General features: G+C 63.0%; 9 protein-coding genes and 1 pseudogene. 7 read left to right on the top strand and 3 right to left on the bottom strand.

Features of this window, described 5'->3' with window-relative positions:
* Positions 1–5: 5 nt before the first annotated feature.
* A complete protein-coding gene (locus GCN74_RS15580) occupies positions 6–2090 on the bottom strand; it encodes a M3 family metallopeptidase (protein ID WP_413541547.1) in 2085 nt (694 codons plus the stop codon).
* A 79-nt stretch (positions 2091–2169) separates the two neighbouring features.
* On the bottom strand, positions 2170–3015 hold the full coding sequence (folD, locus tag GCN74_RS15575; RefSeq protein WP_099666771.1) for a bifunctional methylenetetrahydrofolate dehydrogenase/methenyltetrahydrofolate cyclohydrolase FolD: 846 nt from the start codon (positions 3013–3015) through the stop codon (positions 2170–2172).
* Positions 3016–3552: 537 nt separating this feature from the next.
* On the opposite strand from folD, the gene aceE reads away from it, so the two are divergent.
* From aceE to GCN74_RS15550, 5 genes and pseudogenes are all read left to right on the top strand, one after another.
* Entirely contained in the window at positions 3553–6249 is a 2697-nt protein-coding gene (aceE, locus tag GCN74_RS15570; RefSeq protein WP_152257524.1) for a pyruvate dehydrogenase (acetyl-transferring), homodimeric type, read from the top strand.
* Positions 6250–6343: 94 nt separating this feature from the next.
* Complete coding sequence (aceF, locus tag GCN74_RS15565; RefSeq protein ID WP_152257523.1) at positions 6344–8008, top strand: dihydrolipoyllysine-residue acetyltransferase; 1665 nt, start codon at positions 6344–6346, stop codon at positions 8006–8008.
* Between the two features lie 10 nt (positions 8009–8018).
* On the top strand, positions 8019–9809 hold the full coding sequence (lpdA, locus tag GCN74_RS15560) for a dihydrolipoyl dehydrogenase (RefSeq protein ID WP_152257522.1): 1791 nt from the start codon (positions 8019–8021) through the stop codon (positions 9807–9809).
* Positions 9810–9880: 71 nt separating this feature from the next.
* Positions 9881–10076 (top strand): annotated as a pseudogene (locus tag GCN74_RS15555) (dihydrolipoyl dehydrogenase); the annotation flags it as partial.
* Between the two features lie 338 nt (positions 10077–10414).
* The gene (locus GCN74_RS15550; RefSeq protein ID WP_152257521.1) at positions 10415–11515 is read left to right on the top strand and encodes a hypothetical protein; all 1101 of its coding nucleotides are present in this window, start codon (positions 10415–10417) and stop codon (positions 11513–11515) included.
* Between the two features lie 8 nt (positions 11516–11523).
* Here GCN74_RS15550 and GCN74_RS15545 read toward each other — a convergent pair whose 3' ends face one another.
* Positions 11524–12243 (bottom strand): TetR/AcrR family transcriptional regulator, encoded by a 720-nt coding sequence (locus tag GCN74_RS15545; protein WP_152257520.1) that lies wholly within the window; start codon positions 12241–12243, stop codon positions 11524–11526.
* A gap of 144 nt (positions 12244–12387) precedes the next feature.
* On the opposite strand from GCN74_RS15545, the gene GCN74_RS15540 reads away from it, so the two are divergent.
* Complete coding sequence (locus tag GCN74_RS15540) at positions 12388–13590, top strand: HlyD family secretion protein (RefSeq protein WP_152257519.1); 1203 nt, start codon at positions 12388–12390, stop codon at positions 13588–13590.
* A gap of 6 nt (positions 13591–13596) precedes the next feature.
* On the top strand, positions 13597–15195 hold the full coding sequence (locus GCN74_RS15535) for a DHA2 family efflux MFS transporter permease subunit (RefSeq protein ID WP_152257518.1): 1599 nt from the start codon (positions 13597–13599) through the stop codon (positions 15193–15195).
* Positions 15196–15207 lie beyond the last annotated feature (12 nt).

Below are 15207 nucleotides of genomic sequence, written 5' to 3'. Positions count from 1 at the left end.
CGGACTCAGGCGGCCATGCCGCTGTGGCGCAGCAGGGCGTCGATCGACGGTTCGCGGCCGCGGAAGGCCGTGAACGATTCCAGCGCGGGGCGCGAGCCGCCGACGGACAGGATTTCCTGCAGGTAGCGCTTGCCCGCTGCCGTGGTGGCGGCCGGTCCCAGCGCGCGGGCTTCCTCGAATGCCGCATAGGCGTCGGCGGACAGCACCTCGGCCCATTTGTAGCTGTAGTAGCCGGCTGCGTAGCCGCCCGCGAAGATATGCCCGAAGGCATTCTGGAAGCGGTTGAACGCAGGCGGGATCAGCAGCGCAAACCTGGCGCGCACGCCGTCGATCAGCTGCTGCACGCTCTGGCCCGTGGCCGCGTCGTAGTCGTAGTGCAGATGCATGTCGAGCAAGGAGAACTCCACCTGGCGCAGGGTTTGCAAGCCGGACTGGAAATTCTTGGCCGCCAGCATCTTGTCGTACAGCGCGCGCGGCAGCGGTGCGCCCGTGACGGCATGGGCCGTCATGTGTTCGAGCACTTCCCATTCCCAGCAGAAGTTTTCCATGAATTGCGACGGCAGTTCCACGGCATCCCATTCGACGCCGGCAATGCCCGACACGCCCAGTTCGTCGACCACCGTCAGCATGTGGTGCAGGCCGTGGCCGAACTCGTGGAACAGGGTGATCACTTCATCGTGGGTGAACAGCGCCGGCTGGACCTGGCCATCGACGACGGCCGGCTGCGTGAAGTTGCAGGTGAGATAAGCGATCGGCGTTTGCACGTGTTGCGCGTCGGCGCGGCGGCCGCGCGCGTCGTCCATCCAGGCGCCGCCGCTCTTGCCCGCGCGCGCATACAGGTCCAGGTAGAACTGGCCCACCAGCTTGCCGTCGCGCTCGATGCGGTAGAAACGCACGTCCGGGTGCCAGACGGGCGCCGTATCGAGCTTGATCTCGACGGCGAACAGGTTCTGGATCTGGCGGAACAGGCCGTCGATCACCTTGTGTTCAGGGAAATATTGCTTCACTTCCTGGGCCGAGAACGCGTAGCGGCGCTCCTGCAGCTTTTCGGAGGCATACGGCACGTCCCATGCCTGCAGCTCGGCAATGCCCAGTTCTTCCTTGGCGAATTGTTTCAGTTCGGCCAGGTCCTTCTCGGCGAATGGACGCGCGCGTTTGGCCAGGTCTTCCAGGAAAGCGATGACCTGTGCGGGCGACGTCGCCATTTTCGACACCAGCGACACTTCGGCGAAATTGCCGTAGCCGAGCAGTTTTGCCTCTTCTTCGCGCAATTGCAACAGGGTGACGATGTTGTGCGTGTTGTCCCAGTCGTCTTTTTTGCTGAAGGCCTCGCCCTGGTCCGATGCCTTGGTGGCGTTGGCGCGGTAGATGGTTTCGCGCAGCGCGCGATTGTCGGCAAACTGCAGGATCGGGTAGTAGGATGGGAAGTGCAGCGAGAATTCATAGCCTTGCTTGCCCGCCTTGTCGGCGGCGGCGCGCGCGGCCGCCTTGACGTCGTCGGGCAGGCCGGCCAGTTCAGCTTCGTTCTCGACCAGCAACTTGTAGTCATTGGTGGCGTCGAGCACGTTTTCGGAAAAGCGCGTCGACACGGCCGCGTGTTCTTCCTGGATGGCGCCAAAGCGCGCTTTCTTGTCTTCGGGCAACTCCGCGCCGCCCAGGCGGAAGTCGCGCACGGCATTCTCGACGATGCGCCGGCGCGCGGGAGACAGGCTGGCGAAATCGGCGCGCGCCTGCAACTGCTTGTATTTGCCGAACAGGATTTCGTTCTGGCCCAGTTCGGTCCAGAATTCCGTCACCTTGGGCTGGTTCGCATTGTAGGCGGCGCGCAGTTCGGGCGTATCGACCACGCTGTTCAAGTGGTTGACGATGCTCCAGGCGCGGCCCAGGGTTTCGGCGATCTGGTCCTGGGGCGCGACGAAATTGTCCCAGCTCACTTCTTCCATGGGCGCTTCCAGCTGCGCCACCGTGGCGCGCGCCTGTTCCAGCAAGGTATCGATGGCAGGCGTGACATGCTCGTGCGTGATCGCGTCGAAGCGTGGCAGGCCGGAAAAATCAAGCAGGGGATTGGTGTTCATCGTCGGTTCGTCCATTCTGTCTTCATATATGGAGCGCCTGAAAAATGTTCAAGGCCAGGCAACGCCGCCATGAGCATTGTCTCAGGTGCTCCTCTTAAATGCGCTCGGCGGCCTCGACGGTATTCATCAGCAACATGGTGATCGTCATCGGACCCACGCCGCCCGGTACGGGCGTGATGTGCGATGCCACTTCCTTGATGCCGGCAAAATCCACGTCACCGCACAGCTTGCCGTCATCGTCGCGGTTCATGCCCACGTCGATGACGATGGCGCCCGGCTTGACCATGTCGGCCGTCAGGGTATTGCGGCGGCCGACGGCGGCCACGACCACGTCCGCCTGGCGCGTGTACAGGCCCAGGTCCGGGGTCGCACTATGGCAGATGGTGACGGTAGCGTTCGCTTGCAAGAGCAGCAGGGCCATCGGCTTGCCGACGGTGTTGCTGCGGCCGATGACGACGGCATGCTTGCCGCGCAAGTCGACGCCCGTGCTTTCGATCAGTTTCATGCAGCCATACGGCGTGCACGGGCGGAAGCCGGGCAAGCCCGTCATCAGTTCGCCGGCGCTCAGCACGGAATAGCCGTCCACGTCTTTCGTCGTGGCGATGGCTTCGATGACCTTGTGCGGGTTGATGTGCTTGGGCAAGGGCATTTGCACGAGGATGCCGTGGATGGCCGGGTCGGCATTCAGGCTGGCGATGCGTGCCAGCAAGTCCGCTTCGGACAGGTCCGCTTCATATTTTTCCAGCACGGAGTGAAAACCCACGTCGCCGCATGCCTTGACCTTGTTGCGGACATACACCTGGCTGGCCGGGTCTTCGCCGACGAGGATCACGGCCAGGCCGGGCTGGGTGCCCTTGGCCGTGAGGGCGGCGGCGCGCGTGGCGATTTCGCTGCGCAGTTTTTGGGAGAGGGCGATTCCGTCGATCAGTTGTGCTGGCATGGTAGGGAGGCTGAGAGCTGTGGGAGGGAAAAGACAGATTATAAAGCCGGGCGACGCAAAGGGGCGGTTTTGGCTCAATGTGGCGTAACAACAGCGGGCGGAGACGCGGGCCCGAGAAAATGCCGATGGCGGCGTTGCAGCGCCTTGCCGTACTGGCGTACTGTCTGCGTCGCTGCGCCTTGCCCTCGACATTTTTCAGGCCCGCTTGGCCCGGTATGCCTGTGCGGACGACTGGGGTGGTAATTCGCTTTGCTGATGTGCTCGTAGAGCAGGGGCGGCCAGGGTATGCAAGTTTTCCGGTTTCGCCGCTATTTGCTACTCTGCACATCCTAGTTTCCGGGCGGAATTTGCGGCACTGCAGCATAAATTTCATAGGGTAATTTCACAATGCGAAATGCTATATCGTAATTTGAAAAATAGTAAATACGCTGTTAGAATCCCCACACTAAACCGACTTAATAGTAAATAATCAGCGAAATACCGTCCGACAGCGATCCGGAAAATCGGGGTGGGGCGCTCACAAAGGAGACTCAACAGATGTCAGCTCAACTGAACCAGGTAACGACACAGATCGGCACCGACCCGGATATGCAGGAAACCAAGGAGTGGCTGGATGCGCTCGAAGCCGTGCTGGAAAATGAAGGTCCGGAACGCGCGCATTACCTGATGGAGCGCCTGGTTGACCTGGCCCGCCGCCGCGGCGCCCAGATTCCGTTCTCCAGCACCACCGCCTACGTCAATACCATCCCGACCAAACAAGAAGCACACTGCCCCGGCAACCTGGAATACGAAGAGCGCCTGCGCTCGTGGATGCGCTGGAACGCCATGGCCATGGTGGTCAAGGCCAACCGCGCCGACGGCGACCTGGGCGGCCACTTGTCCTCGTTCGCCTCGCTGGCGAACATGCTGGGCATCGGCTTCAACCATTTCTGGCATGCGCCAACGGCCGACCACGGCGGCGACCTGCTGTACATCCAGGGCCACTCCTCGCCCGGCGTCTACGCGCGCGCCTTCCTCGAAGGCCGTTTGACGGAAGAGCAAATGCTGAACTTCCGCAAGGAAGTCGACGGCAAGGGCCTGTCCTCGTACCCGCATCCCAAGCTGATGCCTGACTTCTGGCAGTTCCCGACCGTGTCGATGGGCCTGGGCCCGCACATGGCGATCTACCAGGCGCGCTTCCTGAAGTACCTGCACGCACGCGGCATCGCCAAGACCGACAACCGCAAGATCTGGGCCTTCTGCGGCGATGGCGAGATGGACGAGCCGGAATCGCTGGGCGCGATCGGCCTGGCCGCACGCGACATGCTCGACAACCTGGTCATCGTGGTCAACTGCAACCTGCAGCGCCTGGACGGCCCTGTGCGCGGCAACACCAAGATCATCCAGGAACTGGAAGGCGAATTCCGCGGCGCCGGCTGGAACGTCGTCAAGGTCATCTGGGGCCCGGGCTGGGACGCCCTGCTGGCACAGGACAAGGAAGGCATCCTGCAGCGCGTGATGATGGAAACCGTCGACGGCGAATACCAGAACTACAAAGCGAAAGACGGCGCCTACGTGCGCAAGCACTTCTTCGGCAAGCATCCGAAGCTGCTGGAAATGGTTGCCAACATGACGGACGACGACATCTGGCGCCTGACCCGTGGCGGCCACGATCCGCACAAGATCTACGCGGCCTTCAAGATCGCCCAGGAACACAAGGGCCAGCCTACTGTCCTGCTGGTGAAGACCATCAAGGGCTACGGCATGGGCAAGTCGGGCGAAGCGCGCAACACGGCGCACCAGACGAAAAAACTGGACGACGAAGCCATCCGCGAAATGCGCGACCGCTTCTCGCTGCCGATCCCGGACGACAAGCTGGCCGACATCCCGTTCTTCAAGCCTGCCGACGATGCGCCGGAAATGGTCTACCTGCACGAGCGCCGCAAGGCCCTGGGCGGCTACCTGCCGCAGCGCCGCCAGAAGTCGGAAGAAACCCTGCCCGTGCCTGGCCTGGACGCGTTCAAGAACGTGCTCGAAGCCACGCCTGAAGGCCGTGAAATCTCGACCACGCAAGCATTCGTGCGCGTCATCTCGACCCTGCTGAAAGACCCGAACCTGGGCCAGCGCGTCGTGCCTATCCTGGTCGACGAGTCGCGTACCTTCGGCATGGAAGGCCTGTTCCGCCAGATCGGCATCTACAACCCGAAAGGCCAGTTGTACGAGCCGGTCGACAAAGACCAGGTCATGTACTACCGCGAAGACAAGGCTGGCCAGATCCTGCAAGAGGGCATCAACGAAGCGGGCGGCATGAGCTCGTGGATCGCCGCGGCGACGTCGTATTCGACCAACGACCGCATCATGATCCCGTTCTACACCTTCTACTCGATGTTCGGCTTCCAGCGCATCGGCGACCAGGTATGGGCTTCGGCCGACATGCGCGCCCGCGGCTTCCTGATGGGCGGCACGGCCGGCCGTACGACCCTGAACGGCGAAGGCTTGCAGCACGAAGATGGCCACAGCCATATCTTCGCCGCGACCATCCCGACCTGCATGCCGTACGATCCGACCTTCAGCCATGAAGTCGCCGTCATCATCCAGGACGGCCTGCGCCGCATGATCGCCAACCAGGAAGATGTGTTCTACTACATCACGATCATGAACGAGAACTACGCCCAGCCAGGCATCAAGCCAGGCCAGGAAGAAGGCATCCTGAAAGGCATGTACAAGCTGCAGGAAGGCCCGGCTGACGCCAAGCTGCGCGTACAGCTGATCGGTTGCGGCACCATCCTGCGCGAATCGATCTTCGCCGCCGAATTGCTTGCCAACGACTGGGGCGTGGCTGCGGACGTGTGGTCGGCGCCGTCGCTGACCCTGGTGGCCCGCGATGGCCAGGATGCGGAACGCTGGAACATGGTCAACCCGTCGAAAGAGCAGCGCGTGCCGTACGTCACGTCGCTGATGCAGGACACGGATGGCCCGATCGTCGCCACGACCGACTACATGCGCGCGTTTGCAGAACAGATCCGCGCCTTCATGCCGAAGGGCCGCACTTATAAAGTGCTGGGCACCGATGGCTTTGGCCGCTCGGACAGCCGCGCCAAGCTGCGCGAGTTCTTCGAAGTGAACCGTTATTATGTCACCGTGGCCGCGCTCAAATCGCTGGCTGACGAAGGCAAGATCGACGTGTCGGTGGTGGAGCAGGCGATCGCCAAGTACGGCATCGACGCCAACAAACCGAATCCGGTGACCCAGTAATCGTTGTGCGGACCCGATGATGCCAGGGCGGTGCGAAAGTGCCGCCCTGGCGTGTGTGCGGGTCCATCTGACAAATAAAATAACGGAGCAAGCTATGAGCATTGTGGAAGTCAAAGTCCCGGATATCGGCGATTTCAAGGAAGTCGAGATCATTGAACTGATGGTCAAGCCAGGCGATACGGTCAAGGTCGACCAGTCCCTGATCACGGTCGAATCGGACAAGGCCAGCATGGAAATTCCATCGAGCCACGCCGGTGTCGTCAAGGAATTGAAAGTCAACGTGGGCGACAAGATCGCCGAAGGTTCGCTGGTCCTGCTGCTGGAAGTGGCGGACGACGCCTCGGCCACGGCTGCCCCTGCGGCCGCACCGGCGCCAGCCGCTGCCGCCCCTGCACCGGCTGCCGAAGCTGCGCCAGCCGCCGCCCCTGCCGGCGCGCCGGCCCTGGTGGAAGTGAGCGTGCCCGATATCGGCGACTTCAAGGAAGTCGAAGTCATCGAACTGATGGTCAAGGTGGGCGATGCGATCAAGGTCGACCAGTCGCTGCTGACGGTCGAATCGGACAAGGCCAGCATGGAAATTCCATCGAGCCACGCCGGTATCGTCAAGGAATTGAAGGTCAAGGTCGGCGACAAGGTCGCCAAGGGTTCGCTGGTGCTGGTCGTGGAAACGACCGGCGGCGCTGCCGCTCCTGCTGCTGCACCTGCCGCCGCACCGGCGCAAGCTGTCGCCGCGCCAGCCGCTGCCGTCGCGTCGGCGCCGGTCGCCGCTGCCGCCCCGGCGCCAGTGGCCGCAGCCCCTGCCGTCAACGGCAAGCTGGCGCACGCGTCGCCGTCGATCCGCAAGTTCGCGCGCGAACTGGGCGTGGACCTGGCCCGCGTGGGCGGTTCCGGTCCGAAGGGCCGCATCACCCAGGAAGACGTGCAGAATTTCGTCAAGGGCGTGATGTCGGGCGCCGTCGCCGCGCCAGGTGCTGCCAATGCGGCGCCGGTCGCCAAAGGCGGTTCGGGCGTGGGCCTGGACCTGCTGCCATGGCCGTCGCTGGACTTCAGCAAGTTCGGCGCGACCGAACTGCTGCCGCTGTCGCGCATCAAGAAAATCTCGGGTCCGAATTTGCACCGCAACTGGGTCATGATCCCGCACGTCACGCAGTTCGACGAAGCGGACGTGACGGACCTGGAAGCGTTCCGCGTCGACACCAACGCGGCCAATGCGAAGAACAAGGATGCGGCCAAGCTGACCATGCTGGCCTTCGTCATCAAGGCGTCCGTCGCCGCGCTGAAGAAATTCCCCGCGTTTAACGCTTCGCTGGATGCCAAGGGCGAAAACCTGATCCTCAAGCAGTACTACAACATCGGCTTCGCGGCCGACACGCCGAATGGCCTGGTGGTGCCCGTGATCAAGGGCGCGGACCAGAAGTCGGTCTCGCAGATCGCCCGCGAAATGACGGAACTGTCCTTGCAGGCACGCGAAGGCAAGCTGAAACCGGCCGACATGCAGGGCGCCAGCTTCACGATTTCGTCCCTGGGCGGCATCGGCGGCACGCACTTCACGCCTATCGTCAATGCGCCGGAAGTGGCCATCCTGGGCCTGTCGAAAGCCTCGATCAAGCCGGTATGGGATGGCAAGGCCTTCCAGCCGCGTTTGATGATGGGCACCTCGCTGTCCTACGACCACCGTGTGGTCGATGGCGCGATGGGCGCGCGATTCTCCGTGTACCTCGGCGAAGTCCTGGCCGACATGCGCAAAATTCTGCTGTAAGGAGCGATTGATGAGCACAGTAGAGGTAAAAGTACCGAATATCGGCGACTTCAAGGAAGTCGAAGTCATCGAACTGATGGTCAAGGTGGGCGATACCATCAAGGTGGACCAGTCGCTGATCACGGTCGAATCGGACAAGGCCAGCATGGAAATTCCATCGACCCACGCCGGCGTCGTCAAGGAATTGAAAGTCAAGGTCGGCGACAAGATCGCCGAAGGCAGCGCGCTGCTGGTGGTGGACGCGTCGGAAGGCGCGGCTGCTGCTCCGGCAACTGCGCCTGCCGCTGCGCCAGCTCCGGCGGCAGCACCTGCCGCCGCTGCGGCCCCGGCACCGGCGGCCGTCGCCGCCATCCCGGCCGGCAATTACAGCGGCCAGGTCGACATCGACGTCGACATGATGGTGCTGGGCGGCGGTCCTGGCGGCTATTCGGCGGCGTTCCGCGCGGCCGACCTGGGCATGTCCACGGTCATCGTCGAACGCTACGCCACGCTGGGCGGCGTGTGCCTGAACGTGGGCTGCATCCCGTCGAAGGCGCTGCTGCACGTCGCTTCCGTTATCGACGAGACGGCGCACATGTCCAGCACGGGCGTGACGTTTGCCAAGCCGACCATCGACATTGACCAGGTACGCAAGTACAAGGAAGGCGTGATCTCGAACATGACGGGCGGCCTGGCCGGCATGGCCAAGGCGCGCAAGACGCAAGTGGTAACGGGCGTGGGCCAGTTCCTCTCCGCGAACCACATCGAAGTGACGGCCAATGACGGCACGAAGAAGGTCGTGCAGTTCAAGCAGGCCATCATCGCCGCCGGTTCGTCCGTGGTGAAACTGCCTTTCGTGCCGGAAGACCCGCGCATCGTCGATTCGACGGGCGCGCTGGAATTGCGTCAGATCCCGAAACGCATGCTGGTCATCGGCGGCGGCATCATCGGCCTGGAAATGGCAACCGTGTATTCGACCTTCGGCGCGCGCATCGACGTGGTCGAAATGATGGATGGCCTGATGCAGGGCGCGGACCGCGACGCCGTCAAGGTGTGGCAGAAGTTCAATGAAAAACGCTTCGATAACATCATGACCAAGACCAGGACGGTAGCCGTCGAGGCGCTGCCGGAGGGCATCAAGGTCACGTTCGAAGCCGCCGAAGCGGGTGCCACGGCACCGGCGCCGCAAGTCTACGACCTGGTGCTCGTCGCCGTGGGCCGCAGCCCGAACGGCAAGAAGCTGGCCGCCGACAAGGCGGGCGTGCAAGTGACGGACCGCGGCTTCATCAACGTCGACAGCCAGATGCGCACCAACGTGCCGAACATCTTCGCCATCGGCGACCTGGTGGGCCAGCCGATGCTGGCGCACAAGGCCGTGCATGAAGCCCACGTGGCTGCCGAAGCGGCCGCCGGCCAGAAGTCGCACTTCGACGTCAAGGTGATCCCGTCGGTCGCCTACACGGACCCGGAAGTGGCATGGGCCGGCATCACGGAAGACGAAGCGAAAGCCAAGGGCATCAAGGTCGAGAAGGGCCACTTCCCGTGGGCCGCTTCCGGCCGCGCCGTGGCCAATGGCCGCGCCGAAGGCTTCACCAAGCTGCTGTTCGATGCGGAAACGCACCGCATCATCGGCGGCACCATCGTCGGCACGCATGCGGGCGACATGATCGGTGAAATCGCGCTGGCCATCGAGATGGGCTGCGACGGCACCGACATCGGCAAGACCATCCACCCGCACCCGACCCTGGGCGAGTCGATCGGCATGGCCGCCGAAGTGTACGAAGGCGTGTGCACGGACTTGCCGCCGCCGCGCAAGCGCTGATAAAAAGTCAATTCCCAGTACAAAAAACCCGCAAGCGATTGCGGGTTTTTTTCATCCAGCATATCCGCTGTGGCGCCATCGTCGGCACGCATGCGGGCCGCAGATAACGATGTGGCGGCGAGATCGCGCTGGCCATCAAGGAAGGGCGACGGCACCGACATCGGCAAGACCATCCACCCGCACCCGCCCCTGGGCGAGTCGATCGGCATGGCCGCCGAAGTGTACAAAGGCGTGTGCACGGACTTGCCGCCGCCGCGCAAGCGCTGATAAAAAGTTAATTTTCAGTACAAAAAAAACCCGCAAGCGATTGCGGGTTTTTTTATTTCCCTTGATCCCGGCAAGGTAAACCGCAGATGAAGCGTGGCGTATCCGCCCCATGTGAAAATTGGTGAGTATTGCCGTATGGAAAAAGTGGCAGAATGGAGGTCTGTCACCATGTTCTGCTTTTTGCTTCAACAGCAGCGTGTGATTTTTCCAGGAATGTTGCCAGCGTGGGTTTCGGTCAAGTTCCGCTGTACTGAGAGAGTTTTGCAACAATGAAAAAGTTTACCGCCCTTCATATTGCCGATGTCCGTCTGCGTCGGGCTGATGAGCAAGAGCAAGCCGTGATGCTGCATGCCTTGTACCAGGACGTGGCCGCTATCCTGGCCGCCGGCAAGCAGATCGATGCGATTTTCTTCACGGGCCAGCTGGTGGCGCCCGACGCCTGCGCCAGCACGACGCCCGTGTATGTCTATGAATATTTCCTGCGCCCCCTGCTGCAGGCGGCCAGCTTGCCCGGCGCGCGTTTCTACCTGGTGCCGGGCAGCCGCGTGCAGGGTGTTGCAGCGGCGGCATTGGGCAATGCCGGCTTCAGCTTTTTCTCCGCCGATGAGCACGCCAGTGCCGAGCAGCGCGCGCACTACAAGAATATCCACGCCGTGTTCCATGGCCACCAGCATACGGGCGATGCCAGTTCGCTCATGAAGTCGCTGGGCATCCTGTTCAAGAGCAATCCTGGCAGTCTGTACGGTACGCATGGCCAGATGGCGGCGTTTTCCGTGCTCGAGTTCGGCACAGGCGCGGCCGATGGCGACGCGGCAGGCACGCAGTGGACCGTGTCCCTGCGCGAGTTCGACGAAGTGAGCAAGAACTTCGCGTTGTCGGTGCTGTACACGCCGAATGGCCAGGAAACGGGGCAGGTGGATGCCGAGTATGTGTTTGCCACCCTGCTGCCGGAGCTGGCAGGCGAGTCCGCCTATTTCGATGGTTTGCTGGGCAGGGCGGGCGTGCCGCCGCGCGCGGACGCCGGCGCGGCTGCCGATGCGCGCGAATTCCTGATCGAGCTGGCGTTCGTGATGTTCGAAGCCAAGACCCTGTTTCTCGGCGAGGCGGAACTGGAGCGTTTTGCCAGCGATTATTGTGGCGTGAAGGGCTGGAACATGGGGGCCGGAGACTGGCTGGCGCCGCTGTATGCGCACGGCTTGCTGTCGCGCGCCGATGGGCAGGTGGCGTTTGCCTTTGATTACTTCCGCACCTATTTCCTGGCGCAGCGCTTTGAAACCTCGTTCGACCTGATGCGCTATGGTCCGGAACGGTATGATGGCAGTGAGCCTTCACTCAGCCTTGATGGCCCGTCGGCAGCCCAGCCTTTCCTGCGTGCGTTGGGCTTGAGCGATGGGCGTGCCGAAGCTGTGTTGCAGGCAGCGGGCAGCCACCCTGGCTGAACCGCGCCTCAGTCCGCGAGCGGCTGGCGCAGGGTGCCGCGCAGGAACAGGTCGAGGCTGACCTCCACCTTGGCGCGCAGTTGCGCCACATCCGGTTGCGCCTGCGGCGGGAACAGCAGGCGCGACATCTGATCTCCCAGCAGGCAATTGAGCAGGTGCAGCGCCAGCATGGACGGCGTCAACTCGGCGCGGAACAGCGGCGCGATGTCGGGGCGGCTGAAAAACTTGACCAGCATCTCGCGCGTCTGTCCCGGTCCCACTTTGTAGAACGTTTCCGCCAGTTCCGGGTGCGTGGCCGCTTCGGCCACCACCATGCGATTGAGGCGGATGGCGGCCGGCATCGTAACGAGCTGCACGAACAGCAGGCCGAACTCGCTCAGGATGGCGGCCAGGGGCCGCATATCCGTTTCCAGCGCCGGCATGGTCGAGAAGTAGGCGGCGCGGCGCAATTCCACCACGGCATTGAACAAGCCCGACTTGCCGCCAAATTTCACATAAATCGTGCGCACGGCCACATGGGCTTCGCGGGCGATCATTTCCAGGCTGACCTTTCCATACCCCTTTTCCAGAAACAGGCAAGCGGCCGTGTGCAGCAGGTTTTCCATGCGCGCCTCCATGTCGGCTGCGCGCGGGCGGCCGGCTGGCTTGCCGCAGCAGGAAAGCTCCTGGGCGGCATCGCCGGATTCTTTATCGGTAGGCAAGGTATCGCTGAGGCCGGGATCGGGCATGGTCTGGGTCTCTTTATAAGTTGGAAGGTCAGTGATGGCTCACACTGTAGTGCAAATTAAAATGAAATGCAATCGTTTCATTTCTTGACTTTGGCTTTTCTTTGACCAATAATGAACCTATGTCATTTCATTTTCGGAGCGAGTATGTCCAACCAGCCAGGCCAAGCAGAGCACAAGGTGCTTAGCGCCGTCCCACCCGCGGCCCCGGCCGCACCTTCCACGCCCGCCGCTTCCGCCAGCTCCGCCCCGCCGAACAACCGCGTGAAAATCATCGCCGGCCTGATCGTCCTCGTCGCACTGGGCGCCGGCGCGCGCATGTGGTACCGCAGCCACTATTTCGTGGAAACGGAAAACGCCTATGTCTCGGGCCACGTGCATCCCGTGTCGGCACGCATTTCCGGCGTCGTCACCAAGGTTTTCATCGACGATAACCAAATGGTGAAAGAGGGCGACGTGATCGCCGAACTCGATCCCTTCGACCAGCGCGTGAAGACCGAACAGATCGCCGCGCAGATCGCCAGCGCCGAGCAGCAAGTGCTGCAGGCCGATGCGCAGATCGCGCAAGTGCAGGCGCAAGCGAGCGCTGCCCAGGCGCAAGTGGCACAGGCGGACGCGCAGCTGCTGCGCGCGAAACAGGATGCGGAGCGCTATGGCCAGCTGTACACGAGCCAGATGAAAGCCGTCTCGAAAGCGGAAGTCGATGCGGCCAATGCCGCCCGCTCCAGCGCCGTGGCCGACCTGGCCGCCCGCCGCGACAGCGCATCGGCCGCCAAGGCGCAGATCGGTGCGGCGCAAGCTGCGCGCGACGTGGCCAAGGCGCAGGTGGCCGTGCTGCGCGTGCAATTGAAGGACGCGGAGCAGCAGCTGCAATACAACCGCATCCTGGCTCCCGTCGCCGGCCGCATCGGCAAGCGCAACGTGGAAACGGGCATGCGCGTGCAGCCCGGCCAGCAACTGACGGCCATCGTGCAGGACAACGTCTGGGTCACCGCCAACTTCAAGGAAACGCAGCTGGCCGACCTGCACCGCGGCCAGAACGTGCACGTGACGATCGACGCCATGCCGGGCAAGAAACTGGTGGGCACGGTCGACAGCTTCGCGCCTGCCTCGGGCGCGCAATTCGCGCTGCTGCCGGCCGATAACGCCACCGGCAACTTCACCAAGATCGTCCAGCGCGTGCCGGTGAAGATCGTCTTCCAGCCGGCAGACATCAAGGCCATGAACGGCCGCCTGGTGCCGGGCATGTCGGTGATCGCCGAAGTGGAAGTGAACCAGCCCGCGTCGGAAAATACGCCGCGCCACGCCGCCGCGCCAGTCGCTCCAGCCGTGCACACCGCCGCCCGCTAAGCTTCCATGAGCAGCCCTTCCACCACACCGGCGGCATCGCCGGCGTTTCCCGTGATCAGCGAGAAAGTCTCCGGGCGTACCTGGCTGGCCGTCGCCGCCGGCATGCTGGGCGCCTTCATGGCGGTGCTCGACATCCAGATCACCAACTCCTCGCTCAAGGATATCCTTGGCTCGCTGTCGGCCACCCAGGAAGAGGGCTCGTGGATTTCCACGGCCTACCTGGTGGCGGAAATCATCGTCATCCCGCTCACCGCGCTGCTGGCGCGCGTGTTCGGCCTGCGCACCTACATGATAGGCACCACCGCTTTCTTCCTGCTGTTCTCCACCCTGTGCGGCACGGCCTGGAACCTGGAAAGCATGATCGTCTTCCGCATGCTGCAGGGGTTCACGGGCGGCGCCCTGATCCCCATGGCGTTCACCCTGGTGATGCTCAAGCTGCCCGCCTCGAAGCGCGCCGTCGGCATGGCCATCTTCGGCCTGACGGCCACCCTGGCGCCAGCCATGGGGCCGACCCTGGGCGGCTATCTCTCCGAGCTGTATGGCTGGCCCTCGATCTTCTACATCAACTGGGTGCCGGGCGTGCTGCTGATCGCCGGCATGATCTATGGCCTGGACAAGGAGCCGATGAAGCTCGAGATGTTCTGGAAAGCGGACTGGCTGGGCATCTTCTTCATGGCCCTGGGCCTGGGCTGCCTGACCATCTTCCTGGAAGAGGGCAATTCGAAGGACTGGTTCGACTCGGGTTTCATCATCACCTTTGCCGCGCTGGCCCTGGTGGGCATCCTGGGCTGGGTCGTCACCAGCGCCACGCGCGCCGAACCGTTCGTCAACCTGGGCCTGTACGGCCAGCGCAACTTTCTGGTCGCCACCGTGCTGTCGGCCGTGACGGGCATGGGCCTGTATGGCTCGGCCTTTTTGCTGCCCCTGTTCCTGGGCCAGATCGCCGGCTATTCGCCCATGCAGATCGGTGAAGTCATCATGTGGGTGGGCTTGCCGCAGCTGTTCATCATGCCCTTCGTCGCCAAGCTGTCCTCCAAGGTGGACAACCGCATCCTGTGCTCGTTCGGCCTCTTGCTGTTTGGCGGTTCGTGCATGATGAATGCGTACATGGATGCATCCACCGGCTACGACCAGCTGCTGTGGTCGCAGGTGGTGCGCGCGCTGGGCCAGCCCTTCGTCATGCTGACCCTGTCGAACTTCGCCATGAAGGGCATCGCGCCGAAGGACATGCCGTCCGCATCGAGCCTGTTCAACATGACGCGCAATCTGGGCGGCTCCATCGGCATCGCCCTGCTGGCCACGGCCCTGAGCACGCGCGAGCACTTCCACTCGCAGCGCCTGGGCGAGGCGATCAATGCGTATTCCAGCGCCACCCAGCTGCGCATCGACCAGCTGACGTCCTCGTTCATGGCCAAGGGCTATGACGCCGTCACGGCCGGCAACCAAGCCTTGCAGGCGATCGACGGCATCGTGCGCCGCGAAGCGTATGTGATGGCCTACAACGATGGCTTCTTCCTGATCGGCGCCATCCTGCTGGCCTGCATCGTGCCCTTGTGGCTGGCCGACAAACTCAAAGCCCCCGGTGGCGGTGGCGGCGGTCATTGACCGCCAACGCAA

The organism is Janthinobacterium sp. FT14W, from assembly GCF_009208755.1.
Classification (GTDB): domain Bacteria; phylum Pseudomonadota; class Gammaproteobacteria; order Burkholderiales; family Burkholderiaceae_D; genus Janthinobacterium; species Janthinobacterium violaceinigrum.
The sequence above is the reverse complement of the archived record's forward strand: the minus strand, read 5'-3'. Positions and strand labels throughout refer to the sequence as shown.